General features: G+C 40.5%; 10 protein-coding genes. 3 read left to right on the top strand and 7 right to left on the bottom strand.

The window, feature by feature from the left end; translation table 11 throughout:
- Positions 1-8 precede the first annotated feature (8 nt).
- The 4 genes from ACL6C3_RS18320 to ACL6C3_RS18305 form a co-directional block, all read right to left on the bottom strand.
- Positions 9-7,682: an SDR family NAD(P)-dependent oxidoreductase gene (locus tag ACL6C3_RS18320; protein ID WP_413160471.1), complete on the bottom strand. Its 7,674-nt coding sequence runs from the start codon at positions 7,680-7,682 to the stop codon at positions 9-11.
- Positions 7,679-11,476: an AMP-binding protein gene (locus ACL6C3_RS18315; protein WP_413160470.1), complete on the bottom strand. Its 3,798-nt coding sequence runs from the start codon at positions 11,474-11,476 to the stop codon at positions 7,679-7,681. Before ACL6C3_RS18315 ends, ACL6C3_RS18320 begins: the two co-directional genes overlap by 4 nt.
- Before the next feature lie 938 nt (positions 11,477-12,414).
- On the bottom strand, positions 12,415-12,924 hold the full coding sequence (locus ACL6C3_RS18310) for a hypothetical protein (protein WP_413160469.1): 510 nt from the start codon (positions 12,922-12,924) through the stop codon (positions 12,415-12,417).
- A 106-nt stretch (positions 12,925-13,030) separates the two neighbouring features.
- Positions 13,031-17,062 carry a tandem-95 repeat protein gene (locus ACL6C3_RS18305; protein WP_413160468.1) on the bottom strand — a complete coding sequence of 1,344 codons (4,032 nt, stop codon included), beginning with the start codon at positions 17,060-17,062 and terminating at the stop codon, positions 13,031-13,033.
- 369 nt (positions 17,063-17,431) lie between these two features.
- On the opposite strand from ACL6C3_RS18305, the gene ACL6C3_RS18300 reads away from it, so the two are divergent.
- Complete coding sequence (locus ACL6C3_RS18300; RefSeq protein WP_413160467.1) at positions 17,432-18,742, top strand: MFS transporter; 1,311 nt, start codon at positions 17,432-17,434, stop codon at positions 18,740-18,742.
- On the opposite strand, the gene ACL6C3_RS18295 is transcribed toward ACL6C3_RS18300, so the two are convergent.
- Both ACL6C3_RS18295 and ACL6C3_RS18290 read right to left on the bottom strand, forming a co-directional pair.
- Entirely contained in the window at positions 18,717-19,808 is a 1,092-nt protein-coding gene (locus tag ACL6C3_RS18295) for a sucrase ferredoxin (protein WP_413160466.1), read from the bottom strand. The genes ACL6C3_RS18300 and ACL6C3_RS18295 overlap by 26 nt on opposite strands.
- Positions 19,809-19,930: 122 nt before the next feature.
- Positions 19,931-20,668 carry a COG4280 domain-containing protein gene (locus ACL6C3_RS18290; RefSeq protein ID WP_413160465.1) on the bottom strand — a complete coding sequence of 246 codons (738 nt, stop codon included), beginning with the start codon at positions 20,666-20,668 and terminating at the stop codon, positions 19,931-19,933.
- A 202-nt stretch (positions 20,669-20,870) separates the two neighbouring features.
- Between ACL6C3_RS18290 and ACL6C3_RS18285 the strand changes: the two genes are divergently transcribed.
- A complete protein-coding gene (locus ACL6C3_RS18285; protein WP_413160464.1) occupies positions 20,871-22,103 on the top strand; it encodes a tyrosinase family protein in 1,233 nt (410 codons plus the stop codon).
- The gene (locus ACL6C3_RS18280) at positions 22,081-22,854 is read left to right on the top strand and encodes a thioesterase II family protein (RefSeq protein ID WP_413160463.1); all 774 of its coding nucleotides are present in this window, start codon (positions 22,081-22,083) and stop codon (positions 22,852-22,854) included. The genes ACL6C3_RS18285 and ACL6C3_RS18280 overlap by 23 nt, the downstream gene beginning before the upstream one ends.
- Positions 22,855-23,025: 171 nt before the next feature.
- Here the strand turns inward: ACL6C3_RS18280 and ACL6C3_RS18275 are convergent, their stop codons facing one another.
- Complete coding sequence (locus ACL6C3_RS18275) at positions 23,026-24,243, bottom strand: ABC transporter permease (RefSeq protein WP_413160462.1); 1,218 nt, start codon at positions 24,241-24,243, stop codon at positions 23,026-23,028.
- Between the last annotated feature and the right edge of the window lie 220 nt (positions 24,244-24,463).

The following is a 24,463-nucleotide window of genomic DNA, read 5'->3' as shown; positions in this document are numbered from 1 at the left end:
TTTACCTCCTATAAGTTTAGAAATTGATCAATATTAGCTAATTTTTCATCGAGTTTATTGGCAATTTCATCTTCTGATAGTTCTTGATTTGGTTCTATTTCTAACTCTTTGGGTATGGGGTCTAGAACTTTTTTCGGTTCTCGCTTAAACTCTATGGGAATAATACTTTCTAGATAGTTAATTAAAGCTTCTGTTGTCGGATAGTCAAATGCAACCGTAGAAGGTAAACTACATTCTAAACCTGTTTGCAATCTATTTTTTAATTCAACAGAAGTCAGAGAATCCATTCCCAAATCAAAAAATCCGGTTCTTACATCTAATTCTGTGGGTTTAAAGCCAAGAACTTTGGAAATTTCACCGATTATTAACTTTTCTAAGACTGCTCGACGTTTCTTGATAGGTGTTTGTTGAAGTTGGGGCAACCAAGACGATAAATTTTCGGACTTTTCGGTTCTTGAAGTTGAACTAAATTCTGCGAAAAAGGGCGAAACTTTATTAGCTTTTACAAAATGCGACCAATCAATTGGAATGACCCCAACTTGTGGGCTAGGTTCCGTAATTAATTGCTCTAAAATTTCTAATCCTTGTGTGGGATAAATCATCCCAACTCCTCTTAAACTGATGTTGGTTTCGGCTTTATTTGCGGCCGCTCCAATATCCGACCAAGCCCCCCAATTAATACTAAGTCCGGGTAATCCTAAACTTTGACGATAGTGTGCTAAAGCATCTAAAAATGTGTTGGCGGCGACGTGGTTTGCTTGTCCGGGCGAACCCAATAATGCTGTTGCTGAAGAAAACAGAATAAACAAGTCAAGAGATTGATTTTGAGTGAACTGATGCAAATTCCAAGCCCCTTGAATTTTAGGAGCCATTACCCGTTCAAATCGTTCGCGGTTGAGTTGCATTAATACGCCATCATCTAACAGTCCAGCCGCATGAAAGACACCCCGTAAAGGAGGCATAGTTTGTTCTATTTTTTGAAATATATCAGCGAGTTGATTCGGGTTAGAAACATCGGCTTTAGCTGTTATAACTGTGGCTCCTGCTTTTTCTAACTGAGTTATTTTGGGTTTAATTTCTGAGTTAACTGACCGACGACTGACCAAAACTAAATGTTTGGCTCCTTTGTTAACTAACCAATCTGCTAATAATAATCCTAACCCGCCTAAACCGCCAGTAATCAGATAAGTTCCATCACCCCGAATCGATGAATTAGAGATAACAATTTTACCAATATGTTTGGCTTGTTGCATCTGTCGAAAAGCCTCTTTTGACTTTTGAATCGAAAAAACTTGGCGGGGGAGCGGACAAAGTTTTCCGTCTTTAAACTGCTGAATTAAGTGATGCAACATCGATTGAATTAAATCGGGTTCTCTGCGACACTGTTCAACTAAATCAATTTGAAAATAGGAAGCATTGGGTTTAATTTCATCAACTTGGTTAGTATTCAGACCAGCCTTTCCGATTTCAATAAAGCGTCCGTTATCTTTAAGTACGGAAAAACTTTTATCAATAAATTCACCGGATAAAGAATTGAGAACAATATCAACACCCTGACCTTGAGTTTGCTTCGTAATTTCATCGGCAAATTCTAAAGTTCGGGAATTCATAATGTGTTGAATACCTAACGATTGAAGAAATTTCCATTTACTCGGGCTGGCGGTTGCAAATACTTCCGCACCCGCTTGTTGGGCTAACTGCACCGCCGCTTGACCGACACCGCCTGCTGCTGCATGAATTAAAATCCGGTCGCCTTTAGCAATTTTGGCGATATGATGTAAGGTGTAATATGCGGTTAGAAAGGTAACAGGAATTGTGGCTGCTTCTTCAAAGCTTAAACGGTCAGGAATTTTAGCAACTATTGCTGCGTTAACCGTAACAAATTGGCTAAAACTACCCGCCGCAATTGCTATGACTTTATCTCCAATATTTAAACCTTTGACTTCATTACCAATACGAATAATTTCCCCGGCACATTCGCATCCTAATAAACCCGCATCTCCGGGATAAAGTCCCAAAGTGTTCAGAATATCGCGGAAATTAAGTCCAGTTGCTTTGACTTTAATTTCTACTTCTTTGGCATTCGGTTGGCGGCGAGGTGAGGATAGAAGTTGAAGATTTTCTAATGTTCCCCGTTGAGTAACGGTCAGTTGATAGGGTTCGTTTTGAACCTGCAAACTTTCCGAGTTTTCAAATTGACTTAAACGTGCCAATCTAGCCACAAAACGGGTATCATTTCGCCAAGTAATTTGATCTTCAGTTTTGCTAGTTTCTTGGATTTCACTGAGCAATATTTCCGATTTTTGTATAATATCATTTTTGTCATCTAAATCAATTCTGGCACATTTTAGTTCGGGATGTTCTAAAGCGATAACTTTTCCAATTCCCCAAACAGGTGATTGAACGATTCCCGATAAACTTCCATTCTCTCCAGTTGAAATTGAGCCACTGGTTACTAGCCATAAACTCGGTAATTCTGAGTCTAAAGTTTTCACTAAAGACTGAACTATATTGAACGTACTATTCCATCCAAGCCGAGAAGCTATTTTTAATTCCTCAGAACCCAAATTTTCGATTTTAGGAGTCTCTAAACTCCACAAGTTAACAACACCTGTTAAAGAGGAGTTTTGGCTTTTCACTGTTTCGATTAGATGGTGATAGTGACTAAGATTATTAGAGTCTATCTGAAATTTATTTTGGGTTAACTGTTGATAATTTAAACCCGCAAAAACGAGCGTTGAATGTTCTCCAATTTCTTGTAAACGCTCTGCCAAGTTTTGACCAACGCCTTGGCTGTCGGAAAAAATTAACCAGTGTTTTTGAGTTTTATTCTCTGCTGATTTATGTCGTTGTTTTTGGGCAACAATAACAGTTTGCTGAGAAAAACTATCCGAATCAATTTGTGAGGGTTCAAGTGTTGCAACTTGTTCAAATCCATTTTCTGATAGTAAGTTTTTCCACTGAGAGGCTGAAATTAGAGGATAATTGGGACGGAAATTGTCGCTAAATTTCCACCATCCTTCTGTTAAACCAAAGATAATATCGAGCCAGGATAAAGGTTGAGTTCCTTCGAGTAAAACCAACATTCCCCCCGGTGCTAACAATTGCTTAACATGAGCTAAGGTTTGGCGTAAATCTGCGGTGGCGTGTAATACATTAGCCGCAATAATTATCTGATGACTTTCGGATTGATATCCTTGTAAATTGGGGTCTTTATCAACGTCTAGAAGTTGATAGCGAACACAGGAACAGTCCTTAAACTTCTGTTCTGCTTTCGTGGTGAATAATGGAGAAACATCCGTAAAGATATATTCAATATTTTCAGCTTTTAAATGGGGTAATAGATAGGCTGTTGTTCCGCCAGTACCAGCACCAATTTCGAGAATTTTTAGCTTTTGGGTTTGAGGTTGATTTTCTAGAGCTTTTTGAATAACCTTTTCGACCAAGGTATTCATAACTTTTGCTCCGGGTGAGTTTTGATAAAGTTGAGTTAAAAAGCTAACATCTCCACTCGGAAAGAGTAACTGTATGGGGTCTAATTTTCCTTGCAAAACTTCTGCTAGATGAGAGCCACAAGCGGTTAAAAGGGAAAGTTCCGCTTCTATTTCTGGGTCTAGACCAAGTTGGGTTTGAATCCGAATCGGAGAATCAATTTCAATCGATTCTTTAATGACTTCCCAAGCTTGATTTTTTCTTTGCAGAATTCCGGCTTCTGACAAGATTTCTAGTAGTCGTTCAAATAGACGTTGTTGTTTGCTTGTAATCCCTAATTTATCTGCTAATTCTTGAGATGAAAATGGCTGTTTAGCTGTAAACTCAAACCCCATCTGTCTAAACGCTTGGATAATATAGCTGAGGCTCAAATCTTCCAATTGAGGTAACAGTTGAACGTATTTTTTAAACTGCGGTTGACTTAAAAATTGCCTAAACTCGGGGACAATCTCATCAAAAATTTGTTGAGTCTGAACTACGAAATTAGTTGCAGATGAACTTAGGGGTTGAGGTTTCCATTCAACTGTATACAACCAATCTTGTAGGTTGGGAGTGGAATTTCCTAAAATCGCTTCGAGAGTGACCGCTTGAATTTGTAGCTGATTGATTTGTGCAGTAATTTCCCCTTCTGAATTGGCAATTAAAATATCAGCCGAATAAACTTTAGGATTCGATGTAGAATGCAGTTTAACTTGAGTCCAAAAGATATTTTTATCAAATTTTTTATGAATAATAAACTGCTGAAAACTAACAGGTAAATAAGTGTCTAACTGCTCCTCTGGAAAAGCCGCACCAACCGCCTGAAAACAAGCATCGAGTAGAATGGGATGAACTTGATAACGATTCAATTCTTCTACAATAGTTTCAGAGGGGTTAATTTGCGCTACAACTTGGTTTTCTTCCAAGTCCAATCCGTATACTTCATCTAAAATTTTAAAAGAATCACCATAGGTTATCCCTCGATTTTGATAATTTTGATAAACAGCTTCAACGGTTTGAATTGTTCCTTTTTCTGCTGCTTTAAGATTTAATTGATTTCTATTCTGAACTGCATCAGTTTGAATAGCTAACTTTCCAGTAGCGTGATTCACCCAAACTTGTGAATTTTCTACCAAGCTAAAAATTTCAAACCGATAACTTTGATTTTCCTGGAGACTTAAAATCAGTTGAACTGTTTTTTCTCCATTTTCAGGAAGAATCATAGCCTGGTGCAAAACCACATTTTCTAACCCTAAATTACCTGTAGGATTAACTTCTTTTCCCGCAGCTAACGCCATTTCTATATAAGCTGATGCGGGTAAAATAGCCGACTCAAATATTCGATGGTCTTGAAGAAAATGAGGATAATTTTGACTCAGCTTGCTTTGAAAATGAATGGTTTGTGAGTTAGCCAGATTAAGTTTTTGACCCAGTAAAGGATGAAGATTTTGAGAGTTAAAAGAAAGCCTTATCTCAGGAATATCTTGCCAATAACGTTGTCGTTGGAAAGGATAGGTCGGTAAAGCCACCCGTTGACGAGAATAATCTTGATCAAACTTTATCCAATTCACCTCAACTCCGCCTACATATAACTGAGATAAACTCGATAATATTGTTTGCCAATTCTCTTGTTTAGGCGTCAGACTTGCCAACCACAATTTATCGCTGTTTCCCAAAGAACTTTGTCCTAAACTAATCAATGTTGGCTTCGGCCCGATTTCTACAAAAACATCTATTCCCAACTGGTTTAATGTCTCTATTCCCGAAGCAAATTTCACCGAATGACGCAGATGACGACACCAATATTCTGCGGTTGTTATTTCTTCGGTTGCCAATGTTCCCGTAACGTTAGAAACAATATCAATCGACGGCAAATTATACTTAATTTTTTCTGCGACTTCCCTAAACTCGTCTAACATCGGTTCAACCAGATGAGAATGAAACGCATGGGAAACCGGGAGTTTTTGGGTTTTGTATCCTTGTTGATTCAGAGATTCTACTACTTGGTTAACGGCTTCAGTTTCACCGGAAATCACTGTATTTTGGGGACTGTTAATAACAGCTATTTCTACAAGAGTTGGCTGTAATTCTAAACAAGCTTTTACCGTTTCTTCGTCGGCAAAAACCACAACCATTTCGCCATTTTGCGGAAGTTGCTGCATTAAACGGGCGCGACTGGCAACGAGTTGGAGTCCCTCTTCTAAACTGAAGACTCCCGCAACACAAGCGGCGACATATTCTCCTAAACTATGACCGATGAGAATATCCGGTTGAATTCCCCAAGATTTCCACAGTTTAAACAGGGCATATTCAACAGCAAATAAGACGGGTTGAGTGTATATTGTTTGATGAATTAAGGATTGACAATTAGGCAAATAAAGCAGGTCTAATAACGGGATATCTAAATAGTTTTGGAGGATTTCAGCGCAGTGATTGAGGGCGTTTCTGAAAGTGGGCTGAGTTTGATACAGTTGCAGTGCCATGCCTTCATATTGTGAACCTTGTCCCGTGAACAAAAAGGCAATTTTAGGCTGTTTTTTACTTTTAATTTTTTGGGAAAATAGTTCGGGTGTCTCTTTTTTGGCAACAAAATCAGTTAGGGTTTTACTCAGTTGCTGAGGCGTTTGGGCGACAACAGCTAAACGAGAGTCAAAGTGAGAACGTCCGGTGTTAGCAGTAAAACAAATATCCGCCAAAGAGACATCAGAATTCGATGCTAAAAAGTGATGATAACTTTGGGCTAACTCTTGCAACGCCTTCTCGGTTTTTGCAGATAATGTTAACAGATGAAAAGGACGTTCGATTGAGTTGGGTTCAGAAGAAACTATGGGCGCATTTTCGACAATTAAATGAACGTTTGTTCCGCTCATCCCAAAGGAACTAATTCCGGCAAGTCGTTGTTCGGTTTCCGTTTCCCAAGCTGTCAGTTTTTGGGGAACTTTAACGGGTAATTTTTCCCAAGGAATGTAAGGATTAGGCTGTTGAAAATGGAGATGGGGCGGAATCTTTTGATGCTGTAAACTTAAGACGACTTTGATTAAGCTGGCGACTCCGGCTGCCGATTCTAAATGTCCGAAATTGGTTTTAACTGAACCGATGTTAAGGGGTTGATTTTTTGAACGGTTTTCTCCGAATATTTTAGCAAGGGCTAAGACTTCTATGGGGTCTCCTAATGAAGTTCCGGTACCGTGAACTTCTACATATTGAATATCTTCGGGTTGAACTTTTGCATTCGCTAAAGCCTGACGAATAACCGCTTCTTGGGCGGAACCGTTGGGGGCGGTTAAACCGTTACTTTGACCATCATGGTTGACCGCAGAACCGCGAATTATCGCTAATATATTGTCTTGATTTTCAATCGCATCTGATAATCTTTTTAAAATAACAATACCGCCACCTTCCCCTCTTGAATAACCATCTGCTTTGGCATCAAACGTCTTACAACGACCATCCGCAGCCAAGGCTTTTAACTTACAAAAACCGATGGTTGCTTCGGGAGATAACATCAAATTGACTCCCCCTGCCAGGGCTAAATTGCATTCTTTATTTCTCAGACTTTGACAGGCTAAATGAACCGCCAATAAAGAAGAAGAACAGGTTGTATCTAACTGGAGTGTGGGACCGTTTAAACCGAGAACATAAGAAATCCTTCCGGCGGCGATACTGCGGGTATTTCCTAAACTGCTAAAGGCATCAATTCGAGTCAAATCACCGGAATTAATATTACGACGAGAATAGTCATCAAAACTAATCCCAATAAAGACTCCGGTTTGACTTCCCCGAAGATTTTCGGGGGATTGTCCGGCGTGTTCGAGGGCGGTATAACTAACTTCTAACAGTAAACGTTGTTGGGGATCAAGACTGATCGCTTCTCTCGGAGATATCCCAAAAAATTGCGGTTCAAATTGATCAACTGCATCGATAAATCCCCCATAACGGGTGTACATTTTACCCGGAATATCGGGGTTTGAATCGTAGTGTTTTTCTACATCCCAACGTTGTTTCGGAATTTCTGTAATCGCATCAACACCATTTTTTAACAGTTCCCAATAGGCTTCGGGAGTGTTTGCCTTTCCAGGGAAACGACAGCCCAAACCAATAATTGCAATGGCTTCGGTTTGAGTTTCCAGTTGTTGGCGGAGATGGCGAATTTCTAACAGTGCATCTTTGAGAAGTTGTCGATATTCAGTTGATGAATTATTTTGATTCATTGTCCTGACCTCCCCTTTTTCATTGCGAGTTCTTCCGCGAGTAACTGTGCCATTTCTACTTCTGAAAGTAAATCAAGATTATTTTGAGTTGATTTTACTTTTTGCTGTTGTTTTTCCTTGGGTTTTTCTGTTTCTTGCTGTTTTTCTTCTTTTAAATTGCTTAGATATTGGGCGAGGGATTTAATGGTTGGAAAGTTCCAAGCAATTGTCGCTTCTAAGGGTTGAGAAAGTCCTAATTTTTCTTCTAAATCTTGGGCCAATTCAACCGCCATAACTGAATCTATTCCATAATCGGCAAAGGCATGAGTTGGATCGATTTGATGAGCGGGTATTTTTAGCTTTTGACTTAACCACTCTATCAACTCATCTTGTAAACGTTCAATTAATTTGGAATGGCTAAGATAGGAGAGATATTTTAAGCTAATTTCTTGATAGTCTCTCGGGTAAACTGACTGAGTAATTGCTTCTGTTTGTTGATTTTTTTCTGCTTTTATCAACGCTACATTATCATTAGATTTTCGCAGAAATTCATCAACTACTAAATCTTCCCCTGCCAAGGTTTGTTCGAGATCTCCAATGGTTTCAATATAACTATAAATTAAATCTGTAGTTTCATCGGCTTTTCTGACAACCGCATCATCGGGGGTTGAAGAAATTGCTTGTGTTAGCTTTTGTTCAAAATTAAGTTTAGTCCAATTGAGAGAACGTTGCATGACTTCAGATGTACTATTTCCCCCTTGCAAAGTCGCCCATAAAATCGCCAATGTCGCAAGTTCTCCCACTTTAATTGAAATCCATTGTCGAGTTTGTAATGATGAAAATGACTCAATCGAAGTGCGATCGCGAATTTTTTCAGCCCCTTCAATCAATCTTTGATAAACTTCCGGTGCGCCCAGAGTTTGACTCATAAATTGTTCCAATTCTTGGCTGTTATTCAAAACTCGTGAACCCAAGAAGAAATTCAACGTTTCTGTCGGCCCTTCAAAAATTCGTAAAACTCGGGCATCTCGTAAAATTTGAGGTGCAAAATTCGTTTCAATATATCCTCGTCCCCCCAAAGTTTGTACTAAATCATCGGCTGCTTGCCAATAAAATTCCGGCCCTGCTATTTTACAAACGGTATAGGCTTCTACGGGAACAAATAAGCCTTGATCTAATAATTTTGCAATGCGATTAACTAAAGTTTCTATCGCTGTAATTGCAGCCGTTAATTGATTTAAACGACTTAAAATAAACGGGTTATTAATCAGTCTTCCGGTGGAAATTACCCGTCTTTGGCTGTAGCGTAACATCAACTGGGCGCACCGTTTCATTCCCCCAATACTGGCGGCGGCAATTGCCAAACGCCCGTACATCATGGCATCCTGGGCGACACTCAACCCTTTACCCGCCTCACCTAATAGAGAGTTTTTATCAACTAACACGTCGTTGAGATAAACAGCATTCTGTACCATCCCCCGCATTCCCATCGTTAGCGCTTCCGGCCCTTGCCGCAGTCCGGGTGTACCTCGACGGACCACAAAACCGCTAATTCCGCCCGCTTCGGGGTGTTTGACGAAGACGTTAATCGCGCCCGCCCAGGCCGCCGAACCGCTCCAAATTTTGCTTCCGTTGAGTAACCAACCGTCTGAATTGTTGGTGGCGGTGGACTCGATGGCTTGGGGATTTGACCCGGCGCAGGGTTCGGTGAGGGCAAAAGCGGCGAGTTCCCGACCCGTCGCCAGTTTGGGGAGAAGTTCGGCTTTTAAAGTGTTGTTGCCAAATTTGAGAATTGGGCGAATTCCTAATATATTATTGAGTCCGACAAATAGGGCTAAAGTGGTGTCAATGGCACCGAGTTGTTCTAATATTCTTAGGGTTTCAATGTTGTTTAAACCCAAGCCGCCATATTCATAAGGAACCTGCATTCCTAACAGTCCTTGGTTGCCAAAATCGAGGACAATATCAGGGGGAATACAGCGCCGTTCATCGATGAGACGGGAGTTAATTTGTTCGTTGGCATAAGTACGCAGCCATTGAATGAGTTGATCGGTTTTTTCTGTTGAAATATTCTGTTTTGTGTCCGATTGATTGAAGCTCAAATTATATTTGTTAATAGCGGTCAGAGTTTTTTCTAAATATTCAGTTCGACAAGCATAACGTTTTATTTTTCCACTGGTGGTTTTGGGAATTGCACCGGGCTTGAGGAATACAACTTCATAAACTTGCAGTTGATGTTGTTCTGAAACAGCCCGTCTAATTTTTTCTATAACATGATTAACCTCAAGGGTTTTTAAAGCGGTTCGTTCCACTTCTTGAACGATAACTAAACGTTCTTCGCCTTCTTTTTCAACTCCAAAAGCCGCACCACAACCCAAGCGCAAACCCGGATCACTTTGTTGAACGGTTTGTTCGATATCTTGGGGGTAATAATTGCGACCTCGAATAATAATTACTTCTTTTAAACGTCCGGTCACAAACAGTTCACCATTTTTGATAAATCCTAAGTCTCCCGTTCTTAAAAACGGCCCTTCTCCCGTTGATAAATAGGCTTGAAAAGTTTGTTGAGTCAGTTCTGTTTTTTGCCAATAGCCTTGTGTCACACTTGCCCCTGAGAGCCATATTTCGCCGATTTCTCCCTCGGAACAAGGGGTTAAACTTTCAGGCTGAACAATTGCTAGATTGTAATCAAATTCCACTTGACCACAACTTATTATTTTTTGAGTATTACTAGAATTTTTAGATTCTACAATAATATTATAACCTAATTTTTTGCTATCAACAGTTTGCACAATTGGAGGTTTTGATTTTTTCCCACCCGAAACAAATAATGTCGCCTCTGCTAAACCATAGCAAGGATAAAAAGCTTCTGAACGAAAGCCACAACTCGCAAACGTTTTAGCAAAGTTTTCTAAGGTTTTGGCTTGAATGGGTTCGGCTCCCACAAAGGCGACATCCCAACTGCTGATATCGAGGGTTTTTAATTGTTCCGGTTTAATTTTTTGCAGACAAAGTTCATAGGCAAAATTGGGCGCACCGCTCGTTGTTGCTTGATAACGAGAAATGGTTTGTAACCAACGAATCGGTTTTTGCAGGAAATGAACGGGCGACATTAAAATAACAGGAAATCCACCATAAAAAGGCTGCAAAATCCCCCCGATTAATCCCATGTCATGGTAAGGAGGCAACCAAATTACACAGCGACTATTGGGAGTATGTTCAAAGCAATGATGGATAATTCTTGAGTTGTGAAGTAAGTTTTGATGGGTGAGCATTACCCCTTTTGGGTTGCCCGTTGAACCGGAGGTATATTGTAAAAAGGCGAGGGTTTCAGGAGTGATTTTTAATTCTGTTTTTAATGAAAAATGGGGCGTTAAATTGTCTGTGGCGATAACGGAGTTGGTGGCAACTTTTTGAAGATTTTCTAATAATGGGGTGGTGGTTAGAATGACGCTGGCTTGAGCATCTGCGATAATACTTTGTAGCCGCAAAAGGTTGGAGTTGCGCCGAGGGGGATAAGCCGGAACCGCGACAACTCCGGCATAAAAACATCCGAATAAAGCGCAAATATACTCTAAACTGGGTGGGTAAAGTAGCAGGGCGCGTTGTCCCCTTAACCCCTGAAGTTGAGCCGCGATCGCTTTGGCTTGTTGGTCTAAAGCGGCGTAGCTGAGACGAACTTCCTCGGTTTCGCCATCGGTGAGAAAGATGTAACCAATGCGATCGCCTTCACTTGCGGCTCGGTACTTGAGCAGTTCGACTAAAGTTGTGGCTTGAGCGGGGTTTGTGATGGTAGATTCTAAAAGCTCGATCATCTCTCTGTGTGATTTTACCCAAAATGCGGTTTTATTGAGAATTTATCCTAAGTGCAAGCTCAAACTTCCAGATCGGACTTGCAGGATTTGGGTTAAATGCGACCGTTGATTTAATCTTTGATGCACCCACCCAGTCAAGACTTCCAATATTATTGACATAAACTCTTATTATTTGCAAGTCGAGATCATAAATTATATTGTTCTAGTCTGTCTGAGATAATATTCGATAGATGGAGATCGGGTGAGTCGGCTTCGGAGACGCTTTGCCAACACCCACATTTAGAAACTCGGTTTTCATATTTAATAGGACCTCTACAAAAATTTGAATGACATTTAGGTTCCGTAAATTTTGACGACAAATTTGATACAACCCTGTTACATTGGGCAACACAGGGAGCGAAATCAATTATAAAGAACAGTTGATTAAAACTGCCTTTTAATCTAGTTGAGATTGAGTTTTGATAACAATAGCACTGAGTTTATCATTTTGAGGAGGATTTTGAAAAGGCTTTGGTCAAAATTTTATGATAATCACGCTTCTAACTTAGGTGCTGTAGGCGTTTGAGCGGTTGGGCTGTTACCCTCAGATCGATCTCACTTTCTCCCGCCTTGACTTGCTCCCCAGTTTGAAATAAATTTTCAACAAGTTTTAAGATTTTTTCAGATATGACTCTCCCCTCTCCACTCCCAGCAACCTCCCTGAATCCCCCTGGGCCGTTTCGTTCTCGACCAGAAATTTTACGACCTAACCCCCCAACCCCCTTCCCACCTCTCCCTAGCCCTCTCCTAAAAGGAGAGGGAAAAGGAAGAAAGTTTTTTATTTGGAAGGAGGAGTAATTAATCGTTTTAGACATTTAATAATCAAAAAAAATACTCCCCTCGCCTTATAGGAGAGGGGTTGGGGGAGAGGTCATCAAGAGGTAAATTTATCCAATCTTTTATTGTTTGGCAAAAGAGAAGACAAAATGGGAATTTCCAACAACTTCTCCGGAAATTTTACTCGGGGTTAACGTTCCATTTAAAACCAGTTTATTCCCATTAAATCCGTTCAATTCTAGAGTCACTTCATTTCCTTGTCTGGAGGCTTTTAACGTTCCTTGTTGGAGGATCGCATCTTCCCAAGTATCATTTTGAGGATTGTATTTGGAACCGTGATGTTTCCAAGTTCCTTGATAGTTGGAACCGGAGTTAGAAGACACCACAATTTCAACCACTGTGAGAACATCATCCCCTTTCCCGTGTAGCTTTCCTTTCCAGTTTCCCTTGAAACCGGGAGAGATTCCCAAATTCGTATTAGGCTGAATTTCTGACTGAACTGGAGTCCGTTGGAGTTGTCTCCTTTGAGCCATTTCAGCTAATCCTGAACTTGAACTCACACTCAAAATTAATCCGAGTGACATGGTGTTAACTACGCTAAAAAGCACGATAGATTTAGGAGAAAAAAGCATGATTGAGTTCCTCTATTCTTGTGGAGTTGTTTTGTTTCTCTACAGTTTCAATAGGAGGAACCCAAAGCTTTTATGCACTCTCAAAGATTCTACGCTTCATCTGCTGTTAGACAAGGCTTTCAGGATTATCTGCGAAAATAATTGTGCTAGAGTTGAGACTCGGATCGATGAGATACTCGCCAATACTCTGACTTCCTTCCACTTCCGCTAAGTCTTGAGAATCTATTGCATTTCGGGTTAGAAGTCGATAAGTAACGGGAACAGCGCCTTCTTGACTTTGCTCTGGAGGGAGAGAACTATCATCGAAAATGGGAATGCTAATGGTTGCGGTTTGTGCGGTAATGGTAAACGCAAATCCGGTAAAATCAAAGTCTCCGGTGGGGAAACTTTCACCTCCCGTATAAGAAAGTTCGGTGAGATCAAATTGAGTTAAAGATTGGGAAAGATCGCTATCTACAAATACTCGCAGTCCGTCTTCAGGAGGGGGTTGGTCGAGTGAAAATTCTAAGTTTAACCGAGTTCCTTCCGTCTCAATTAATGTGTTTGGACCCGCACTAAAACTAACTTGAATTAACTCATCTTCCGGTTCGGGATTATCGGGTTGATTTCCATTATCAGATGGATTTTCAGAAGGTTGATCGTTGTTTTCATCGTTTGGTTCATCCTCATCGTTATTATTGTCTTCGTTCGGTTCATCCTCATCGTTATCATCTTCAGGATTGGGATTTTCGCTGCTTTCTAATGGAGAAATATCTAATTCATTCGCCGGAATATCCAGAACCGCTAAAATTTCATCCGTATCAGCCAAGCGAATTTGAGTTAGACCGTTTTGTTGGGTGGTTCGGAGTTGGTCGAGGGTTAATTCTCCGGCGAGTTCAAAGCTATCCGTTCCCGCTTCAAAGCCGATAATTGTATCGGTTCCTTGACCGGTTGAAAGCATAAATTTATCCTGTCCTAACCCGCCAATTAAAGTATCATTTCCCGCATCTCCCGAGAGAAAATCATCCCCTTCATTTCCAAAAATTAAATCATCCCCTTTACCCCCATAAAGGGTATCATTTCCCTCATCGCCAATGAGTGTATCTTCGTCTTGATTTCCGAATATAAAATCATCTCCTTCATCTCCGATGAGAAAATCTTGGCGTTGAGAATTTCCGTTTGAAGGATCATCTCCAAACAGAGAATCATTTCCTTTTTCTCCAAAAATTACATCATTCCCAACACCGCCAATAATTTGATCATCATCTTGACCTCCGAATAGATTATCATCCCCATCTAAACCGACAATACTATCGTTTCCTTGATTACCAAAAATAGCGTCGTTTTCTTCAGTTCCTATCAGTTCATTGTCTTCTGAATCTCCGAATATTTCCGAGTCAATTGCTGAATCAATTTCCGGGGTTGGAAGTTCAATTTCAATTTCAATAATGGGTTCCGGTTCCGGTTCCGGTTCCGGTTCCGGTTCGGGAGTAAGAGATTCAGGAATGGGAGGAAGTTGGGGAACAACAAACGGTGAAATTACAAGTTCAAAGTTATCTTGAATTTGATTTTCTTGCGGATCGCTAGCCGTTACCGTAACATTAAATTGTCCGGGTTGTGTGGGAACTCCAAAGATTAATCCGGTGTTTGCATCAAAGTCTAAATTAGCAGGTAAACCCGTCACCGAATAAGTCAGGGAATCATTTTCAGGATCGCTAAAGTTTTGATTGAGATTGAGACTAAATCCTATTCGTTGTGTTGCAGTTTGATCGGGGATGGATGTTGTTAAAATAGGCGGTTGGTTTGTTGGTTCTTCTGATGGATCATCATCGGAATCATCATCGGAATCATCATCTGAACCGTCATCGGAATCATCATCGGAATCATCGGAATCATCATCTGAACCGTCATCTGAACCGTCATCTGAATCATCTGAATCATCGTCTGAACCGTCATCGGAATCATCATCCTCAATTAAACTCGGATCATCAACAAAATCAATAGTAATTGGGGTGCTATTTTCTTCTAAATTATAATCTTCGCTTTCGGCTAGACTAAAACTAATCGGTTGAATTCCTTCGCCGAGTTCATCTTGAAAAACAGGTAAACGAATACTCGCAGTTTGTTCGAGAATAGTAATCGCAAAACTGGAAAAATCTTGATTCGGTGAAACATCAATAAGATTCCCAATTCCTGATAAGTTAACTTCATTCAAATCAAACTGAGTAAACCCTTGAGGAGTGTTACTCTCCAGAATCACAGTAACACCTTCTTCCGGTGGCGGTTCGCTAAGTTCAAAACTAAAAGTTAACTCTGTTGCTTCAGTTTCGATTAACGTTTCAGGAGTTGCAGTTAAGCTAACGGTGGGAATATTCGGGGGAATATTAGGTGCTTCTTCAACGGTTAAATTAACAGTTGCAACATTAGAATTATCGGTTCCATCGTTCACTTGATAGGTGAAACTATCGGTTACACTAAAATCTGAATTGGGTGTATAACTAAATGTTCCATCCGGGTTAAAAGTTAAACTTCCGTTTGTAGGTTCATTAACTAAATTTGCACTGAGTTCATCTCCATTTTCATCACTATCGTTGCTGAGAATACCGTTAGTTTGATCGACCGTTAAGACCGTTTCAAAGGGAGTGCTAAAATTATCATTATTCGCAACCGGGGGAGTATTAGGAGGTTCTTCTGATGAATCATCATCTGAATCATCATCCTCAATTAAACTCGGATCATCAACAAAATCAATAGTAATTGGGGTGCTATTTTCTTCTAAATTATAATCTTCGCTTTCAGCGAGACTAAAACTAATCGGTTGAATTCCTTCGCCGAGTTCATCTTGAAAAATAGGTAAACGAATACTTGCAGTTTGTTCGAGAATAGTAATCGCAAAACTGGAAAAATCTTGATTCGGTGAAACATCAATAAGATTCCCAATTCCTGATAAGTTAACTTCATTCAAATCAAACTGAGTAAACCCTTGAGGAGTGTTACTCTCCAGAATCACAGTAACACCTTCTTCCGGTGGCGGTTCGCTAAGTTCAAAACTAAAAGTTAACTCTGTTGCTTCAGTTTCGATTAACGTTTCAGGAGTTGCAGTTAAGCTAACGGTGGGAATATTCGGGGGAATATTAGGTGCTTCTTCAACGGTTAAATTAACAGTTGCAACATTAGAATTATCGGTTCCATCGTTCACTTGATAGGTGAAACTATCGGTTCCACTAAAATCTGAATTGGGTGTATAACTAAATGTTCCATCCGGGTTAAAAGTTAAATTTCCGTTGGTCGGTTCATTAACTAAATTTGCACTGAGTTCATCTCCATTTTCATCACTATCGTTGCTGAGAATACCGTTAGTTTGATCGACCGTTAAGACCGTTTCAAAGGGAGTTGTATAATTATCATTATTTGCAACCGGAGGAGTATTGGGAGGTTCTCCAACGGTTAAATTAACAGTTGCAACATTAGAATTATCGGTTCCATCGTTAACTTGATAGGTAAAACTATCGGTTCCACTAAATTCGGGATTGGGTGTATAACTAAATGTTCCATCCGGGTTAAAAGTTAAATTTCCGTTGGTCGGTTCATTAACTAAATTTGCACTGAGTTCATCTCCATTTTCATCACTATCGTTGCTGAGAATACCGTTAGTTTGATCGACCGTTAAGACCGTTTCAAAGGGAGTTGTATAATTATCATTATTTGCAACCGGAGGAGTATTGAGTTGAGTTGCTGTATCGGCTAAAGTTAAAGTAATTTGACTCGCATTCGGATCGATACTATAAGCCTCATTCTCAACTAAGAAAAAGGTTGTTTCTTCAACGCCAATATCATTATTACGGTTAAAATTAGGGTCATCAGGTGAGAGATCATCATCATCAAAAATAGGTAAGATAATCGTGGCTGTGTTGTCAAGAATTCTAAAATCTAATCCGCTATTGTCATCGTTTCCTCTAATAATTTGACCCCCAGTAACTTGGGGAGGAGGTATCAAAATATTAAAGTCACCCAAAGCAAAGGGAGTGTCGTTATCGAGAGTGATGACAACTCCATCCTCGGGAATATCTCCCTCGACGTTAAAGGTAATGGTGGTTGCGGTTCCTTCGTCTTCAATTAAAATTGATGGGTCAGCCGTGATACCAATTGTAATAGCCATTTTTAAAATTCCGTTGCTTTATTGCATCAAACCTGTCACAATAGATCGGGTTTAGATGAGAATGAGTAGCAACTGTACAATAGCATGATTCAGAACGATTAAGTCAAGATCTCGATAAAATTCCAATTTTGGGACACTTGAAATTCTCACGTCAAGTATCCTATAAGTCTGTGTGTCTGAATTTACCTCAAAACCCGGTTTCAGAGTGGAACTTCAACATTTTATCTCTTAATCATTAAGAATCAGCCGAGTTTTTTCGTTCAGGGAAACCTCCCGTGTTAATAACAAGTTCAATCTGTAATATTCTGTATCATAGGATGCTTTTTACAAGAAAAACTCCAGTTACAAATAAAAAAAACTACTAATTTTATGCGAACGTTTACTATTCTTTGGTTTGGACAGTTGGTTTCGGCAATTGGTAGCACAATGACCTATTTTGGTTCTGTTATCTGGATGTGGTCATTGAGTGAATCCGCGACAACGTTATCTCTGGGTGGCTTTTTTGGAATCGCTACTAGCCTTGTATTAACGCTGTTTTCTGGAATTATTGTAGATCGGGTAAACCGCAAAGTGTTAATTTTAATTTCCGATTTTGTTGCGGGTTTATCAACGGTTGTGTTATTAATTTTAGCCTTAACGAATAACTTGCAAATTTGGCATCTCTATGTTGCGATCGCCATTAACACTCCCTTTAATCAAATTCAAATTCTAGCTTATCAAGCCTCGATTTCTCTGCTGGTTCCTCCCCAACATTATACTCGCGCTACCAGTATGGGAGCCGCTCTTAATTATGGTTCAAGTATTCTCGCTCCCGCTTTAGCAGGAATTTGTTATCCTGTAATCGGATTAGTCGGAATTCTTGTGATTGATATTTTAACTTTTGGGGTGGCGATCGCGACTTTATTACTCACACCTATTCCTCAACCTGAATCTTCAAATTCTGAAAATCTATCTCAACAAACTTTATCTCAACAAAGCATCTGGAAACAAATCACGTTTGGATTTTCCTATGTTTGGCCAAAATCGGGTTTATTGACGTTATTAACCGTGACGACTCTATTTGGATTTGCTCACGATATTGGCGCCGCGATTTACGAACCGATGATATTAGCGCGTAGTGGCGGAGATAGCAATATATTAGGATTTGCGGCTTCTGCGGCGGGTGCTGGCGGGATTACGGGTGCCATAATTGTTAGTATTTGGGGGGGTACAAAACGCCGAATTAATGGGGTATTATCGGCGATGATGGGAGCGGGAATCAGTAAAATTATTTTTGGTTTGGGTCAAACTGCTTTTGTTTGGATTCCCGCACAATTTTGTTCATCGCTGAATTTTCCACTGATGGGAAGTTCAGATACTTCGATTTGGTTAACTCAAGTTTCACCCGATATTCAAGGGCGAATTTTAGCGATGCGATCGCTAATGCGCCAAAGTGTTTCGGCGATTGCTTATTTAATTGCGGGGCCAATAGCCGATTATGTATTTGAACCCGCAATGCAACCGGGAGGGGTTTTATCACCCTTTTTTAGTCCTCTATTTGGAACAGAAAAAGGCGCAGGAATCGCACTTTTATATGTTATGAGTTCGGTGGGTTTGTTTACCATTGGGTTTTGGGGATTTCAGTCAAAAACGTTAAAAAATGTTGAAAAACCAGTTAGTTCACTTTCACCAAACGGCTAACTTGATACTGTTCGATAGGTTTGGGTTTAACCTGTTCACCGGATCTGAGTAAACCGAGAGCTTTTCCGTTTACTTGAACTCTCGCTTCATAAGCACCCTGAACCTTATCATCGGGAGAACTATATTCAATTCTCACATCAACCCAAGTCGCTTTTTGTTCGAGTCGTTTCCGCAAAAATTTAGCTTGAGGTAGAGGAATTAAGCGAAGGATTTGTTTCAAAATATAGATAAAAATTCCGCCTTGATCTTGGCGAATAACCCGACCCGATTTTTGATACTGTAACCAGTGCCAACCTTCTTTTTTCCAGATTTCTCGTTCGGCAATTTGTTCAAATTTTCCCAATCCAGACCAACCCCGATAATAGGGTTTTAAATCGACTAAATTACCGTTTTGATTGATCAGTAAATCGAGAATATCTGACTCCAGATGACCCCAAAACCGACCGGAAGGAAAATCAATTAAAGTCGGGGCAAATTGATGACCGCCAAAATGGTTAGTTTGCCAAATTCTAAGCTTGTTTTTAGAAGAAACAGCATATTTTTGACGAAGTTCGAGATAAAGCGGATAACCAAACCGACCACAAGCGCGATCGACATCAGTATGAGTACAGACTAAAACTTCTCGAATATCTTGAGTTTTTTGGCGATATTCAGCAAAATTTTCTAACTGTTGGGGTTGAATTAAAAGTGCGTTAACTACTGAACTCAGTTCGGCTTCTGGAACGAGATATTCCAGTTTTTCTAACTGAGAAAATAAGACGTTCAAACGAGAGTAATGAAAAACCCGCACAAAACCCGGTTTAGAGTAGTCTTCATCGGGAACAACTAACAGGGGTCTGAGCATGATTTTAGGGTTCAATTGTTCCCATTGTTTCAACAATTCAACCACAGGCTCAAGCAAAGGATGATTTTTCCAGGGGTTACTTGTCCAAGGTTGAGGAACTTCTACAATTAACCACTGTTCAACCGTCGGTGCAGTACCAATTGGATCGACCCCGTTTGCTTTGGAAAAAACATTACAATAGGTGCATTCGGTTTGATTTTCTACGAGTTCTGTTGTAATCATAAAAATGTTTAATTTTCTAAGTTGTAATGGGTTTGCAGTCCGTCAGAGGTTGAAACCTCTGCCTAATATCTAAAGTCCTCTGAAGAGGACTAAAATTAGTCGGTTTTAACCGACTTCGCCTATTAGCCTGGGACTTTAGTCTCAGATATTGTTTGACTTTTTTTCAAAATGTAAATCGCTACGGTTGCAGCCAAACTATAAAGACTAACTAAAATTAAAATGGCAAATTCTTCAAACGGCCATTCAAAGTTTAATCCTTCTCCTAGCCAAAACGTACCCAGCGCCATGAGTAAAATTCCGGCTCCAAGTTTAATTAAAACTTCAGGAAGTTTGAGTAAATATTGATGGAGTAATGTCACCAAACCGATGGAGAAAACCAAAGCTAAAAAAGTAGCACTGATCGCTTCTTTCCAAGCCGCAGAAGCCAAGCCTAACGTTGTCACAATAATGGCAACTTCTAACCCTTCTAAAGCGGCACTTTTTGCCATGATCATAAAGTTCAACGGACTAAAATTTTCGGGTTCCGTTTCAATCAAAATTCCTTCGGCTTCTAAAGGATCATCGCTCATCCAACCGGCGCGTTTTCCTTTGGCTTGTCGCAAAACGGACTTTTTCACCCATCCCCAACCAAACCAAACGAGCAAACTACCGATAATAATTTGCAATAAATACAAGGGGATCAACTGCAAACTACTACCAAGAGCGATCGCCGCCACAGCCACCACCGTCAACCCGGCTACCGTTCCCCAAATGGCTTCGCGCCGATAGCCGGAACGGGCGATCGCATAAGCAATAGCCGCAGTTTCCAAAAACTCGACGCTGGCACTCCCCGCCGCCGCTAAAAAGATACTCCAGTTCATCTTACTTGAGATAGATTCTCAACATTACCGTGCTATTATACAGGCAGGTCAGCAAAAAAACCAGGATTTCGCTGAACTTTCCTCAAATCTCTGTTTTTGAGAATTAATCTGTCTAACAGTCTACAGTATAACAGTCTACAGTTAAAAATCTCTTGTGCTGAAACGCTTTTCATCTATAAAATTAAGTCGGATAAAATTAGGGGTGATAGCCCTCATGGTCGCCGCCATTGTGGTGGGGGTGACTAAATTACAATTCACCTCCAGCTATTACCATCCTCCCTTGCCGGAAAATACAGCCCTAGCGACTTCTGTTTATCCTCAACCTGTTTTCATCGAAAATATACAGGTTCGTAAGAATGTTGTCAACCTCACGACTGAGGAAAAAACAGCCTTTGTTAATGCGCTTAAAACCCTAAAAAATACCTTTCCAGAAGGCAGTCAAATTAGTCTTTACGATCAATTTGTTTTGCAACACGTTTTAACGATGGGGTTTCGGAAAAAGTTGGGTGCGGAAGGTTTTGCTAAAGGCAACCCCGCCCACAGTCAACCCGCTTTTCTGCCTTGGCACCGTCAATTTTTGTGGGAATTTGAACAACAATTACAAAAAATTGATCCGAGTGTGACAATTCCCTATTGGGACTGGACCGATCCGCAAGCGTTAACGATTATTTTAGATGAGAATTTTCTCGGCCCCAATGGAACGGGAGAAACGGTAGAAATTCCGGGTTTTGGTACGTTTACAGGCGGTCCCGTTACCTCGGGTTCTTTTGCGGATTGGACGCTGAATGAGAACATTCATTTTGACCCCATTAATATGACTTCGTTAGGGTCGAAACTGATTCGATTTGTCGGTTTGCCGCCCTGTGAAAAATACCCCATTTCCAAAGCAGAAGTTGAACAATTAATGAGTTTTGATAACTATGAAGTGTTCAATGCGATGATTGAAGGCGCGTTAGTTTTAAAAACCGGAAAATATGTTCCGGGTTGGGCATTACACGCCTATGCACATTCTATCATTGGCGGCAGTTTAGTGGATGAAATTCGCCCGAAAGATCGAGTTCCCCATCAAACTAAAATTCTCGGTACAATGGATAGCATTCCCAGTTCACCTTATGACCCAATTTTTTGGTTAAATCATGCTAATGTAGATCGATTATGGGCAGAATGGCAAGATAACGGACATACGGGCGAAAGCTTTTATCCGAGTGCAAAAATGCCTTCCGGACATAATCTAAATGATCCGATGTGGCCTTGGGATGAAGGATTATCAAAACCGGGAGATTATGGACTGGGAAATATTGGGTCTTTGCTGGTAAATTTCCAGGGAGAAAAAACCGTTACTCCGGCCGATGTTTTAAACTATAGAAAACTCGGCTACACCTACGATACCACAGTTTTAAATTCATTTAAAAATGACAACAACACAAAACTTTAATACTTGGTTAACCTGTCCGCAACCGAACCCCGAAGCAAAATTACGCCTATTTTGTTTCCATTATGCCGGAGGAGGAGCGTTAATTTTTAGAAATTGGTCTTATTACTTTTCTTCGAGTATTGAACTCTGTGCGGTTGAACTTCCGGGGCGAGGAAAACGCTTGCGCGAACCCGCATATACAAAAATGAAACCCCTCATTCAAGCCTTAAGTTTAGCCCTTGATTCTTACTTAGATAAACCCTTTGTTTTTTTTGGTCATAGTATGGGGGGATTGGTGAGTTTTGAGTTGGCGCGTCAACTGCGTCGAGAATATGGTTTTACTCCGCAACATCTGTTTGTTTCGGGATGCCGTGCGCCGCAAATTCCCGATCCAGATCCGCCCATTCATCAGTTGTCAAACTCCGAGTTTATAGAACAGTTAAGGCGTTACAATGGAACCCCAGAAGCGATTTTACAAAATAAAGAATTGATGGATTTATTGATGCCCTGTTTGCGGGCAGATTTTGCCGTTTTAGAAACCTATAACTATCAGTATGAACCCCCGCTTAATTGTGGAATTACAGCCTTTAACGGTTCGGCGGATCAACAAGTTAATCAAGCGGATATGCTGGCTTGGGAAGACCAAACAGGGGCAGATTTTTACTTAAAAACTATTGCGGGCGATCATTTCTTTATCCATTCTCATCAGTCGCTTTTACTTCAGTTTATCAGCGAAGAGATAACCAGTATTTTGATGGCGTTAATTCGATGATCTTAAACTCTTCTTAAGCAAGAGGTAAAAGCCGGTAGGTTGGGTTGATCGATAGTAAAACCCAACCATTAGTCATAATTCAGAGGGCAAACAGCACTCTGGGGTTACAGGATATCTGAAACAGGAAAGATTAATATTTGCAGAGTGCATAATTCACCCCTGGCGACTCGTTTAAGCACTTCTCAACGCAACAATCGGGTCAAGTTTTGCCGCTTGTTTTGCAGGAAATACCCCAAAAAATAACCCAATTCCACCGGAAACACTCACCGCTAACCCTATCGCAACAGGTGAAATTCCTGCTTCTAAAGGCGTTAACATTCCGATGATAAATATACCGCTCACCCCCACCGTCGTGCCGATCAATCCTCCCACGGCAGATAAAATTATAGCTTCGATCATAAACTGCATTAAAATATCCCGTTGAGAAGCACCAATGGCTTTTCGCAGCCCGATTTCTTGGGTTCGTTCAGTAACGGAAACTAACATAATATTCATAATTCCAATTCCGCCCACAAATAAAGAAATCGCGGCGGTTGCTGCCAGTAACAACGTCAGTGCATTGGTAATTTTACCGAGTCTTTCCATTAACTCTTTTTGGCTGCGAACCGTAAAATCATCTTCGTCGGTAATTTTATGTCTAAGTCGCAGTAAATTTTCGATCTGAAATTTAGCCGCATCCATTTTAGATTGATCTTCTACAGAAACCGAAATAAAAGTTACTTGAATTCCATAAGGTGAGGTTTGACCCACAATTCGATTAGCCACTGTTGTCACGGGAATAAAAGCATTCATATCTTGATTATTCCCCATTGTCGAACCTTTGGGCTGCATTACCCCAACGACTTGTAACGTAATATCTTTGAGTCGCACCGACTTTCCTAAAGGGTCTTCATTCCCAAATAATTGTTCGGCAATTTCTGAACCCAAAGCGACAACTTGTTCATTTCGTTTTAAGTCTAAATCGCTGATAAATCGCCCCCGAGCCACGTCAAAACCCCGAACGGTTAAATACTCGGGAGTCGCCCCAACTAACGCCGCAGAAGCATTTTTTCCCCGGTAAGACATCAGTTCGCTTCCTGTTATCGAAGGCGCCACTTCTTGAACAGAGGGAACCTGTTCGGCGATCGCTGTCGCATCTTCTAATATTAATGTTTGAGGCGGATAAACGGGGCGACTTTGGGCTTCTGGACTTCCGGGGAGAACAAACAACACATTTGGCCCGAAAGAATTGACCTGTTGACTGACAAATTCTTGGGCGCCTTCTCCCACTCCAATCATTCCAATAACGGAAGCATTTCCGATAATAATTCCGAGCATTGTTAAGCTGCTTCGCATTTTATGGGCGAGTAAAGTTTGGGCTGCCATTTTAACGTGTTCTAGGAAGTTCATTGGTAACGGATGAGTTGAGTTTGGGTGTTTTAGGTTAATAGTTTTGGAAACGGATGGGTTTGGGTTGGGTTTTTTGGGTTTTTGCTTTTTTAACGGATGAGTTGAGTTTGGGTGTTTTAGGTTAATAGTTTTGGAAACGGATGGGTTGAGTTTGGGTGTTTTAGGTTGATTGTTTTGGAAACGGATGGGTTGATTTGTAGAAGTTTAAGGGAATAGGTTG

Source organism: Capilliphycus salinus ALCB114379 (genome assembly GCF_047276495.1).
GTDB lineage: Bacteria > Cyanobacteriota > Cyanobacteriia > Cyanobacteriales > Microcoleaceae > Capilliphycus > Capilliphycus salinus.
Note: the sequence above shows the minus strand (reverse complement) of the source record. Positions and strands in the feature narration are given on the sequence as shown.

Excerpts from the sequence above, each read along its gene's own strand:
- ACL6C3_RS18320 (WP_413160471.1), bottom strand. The coding sequence starts at position 7,682 with ATGAATCAAAATAATTCATCAACTGAATATCGACAACTTCTCAAAGAT.
- ACL6C3_RS18315 (WP_413160470.1), bottom strand. The coding sequence starts at position 11,476 with ATGATCGAGCTTTTAGAATCTACCATCACAAACCCCGCTCAAGCCACA.
- ACL6C3_RS18310 (WP_413160469.1), bottom strand. The coding sequence starts at position 12,924 with ATGCTTTTTTCTCCTAAATCTATCGTGCTTTTTAGCGTAGTTAACACC.
- ACL6C3_RS18305 (WP_413160468.1), bottom strand. The coding sequence starts at position 17,062 with ATGGCTATTACAATTGGTATCACGGCTGACCCATCAATTTTAATTGAA.
- ACL6C3_RS18300 (WP_413160467.1), top strand. The coding sequence starts at position 17,432 with ATGCGAACGTTTACTATTCTTTGGTTTGGACAGTTGGTTTCGGCAATT.
- ACL6C3_RS18295 (WP_413160466.1), bottom strand. The coding sequence starts at position 19,808 with ATGATTACAACAGAACTCGTAGAAAATCAAACCGAATGCACCTATTGT.
- ACL6C3_RS18290 (WP_413160465.1), bottom strand. The coding sequence starts at position 20,668 with ATGAACTGGAGTATCTTTTTAGCGGCGGCGGGGAGTGCCAGCGTCGAG.
- ACL6C3_RS18280 (WP_413160463.1), top strand. The coding sequence starts at position 22,081 with ATGACAACAACACAAAACTTTAATACTTGGTTAACCTGTCCGCAACCG.
- ACL6C3_RS18275 (WP_413160462.1), bottom strand. The coding sequence starts at position 24,243 with ATGAACTTCCTAGAACACGTTAAAATGGCAGCCCAAACTTTACTCGCC.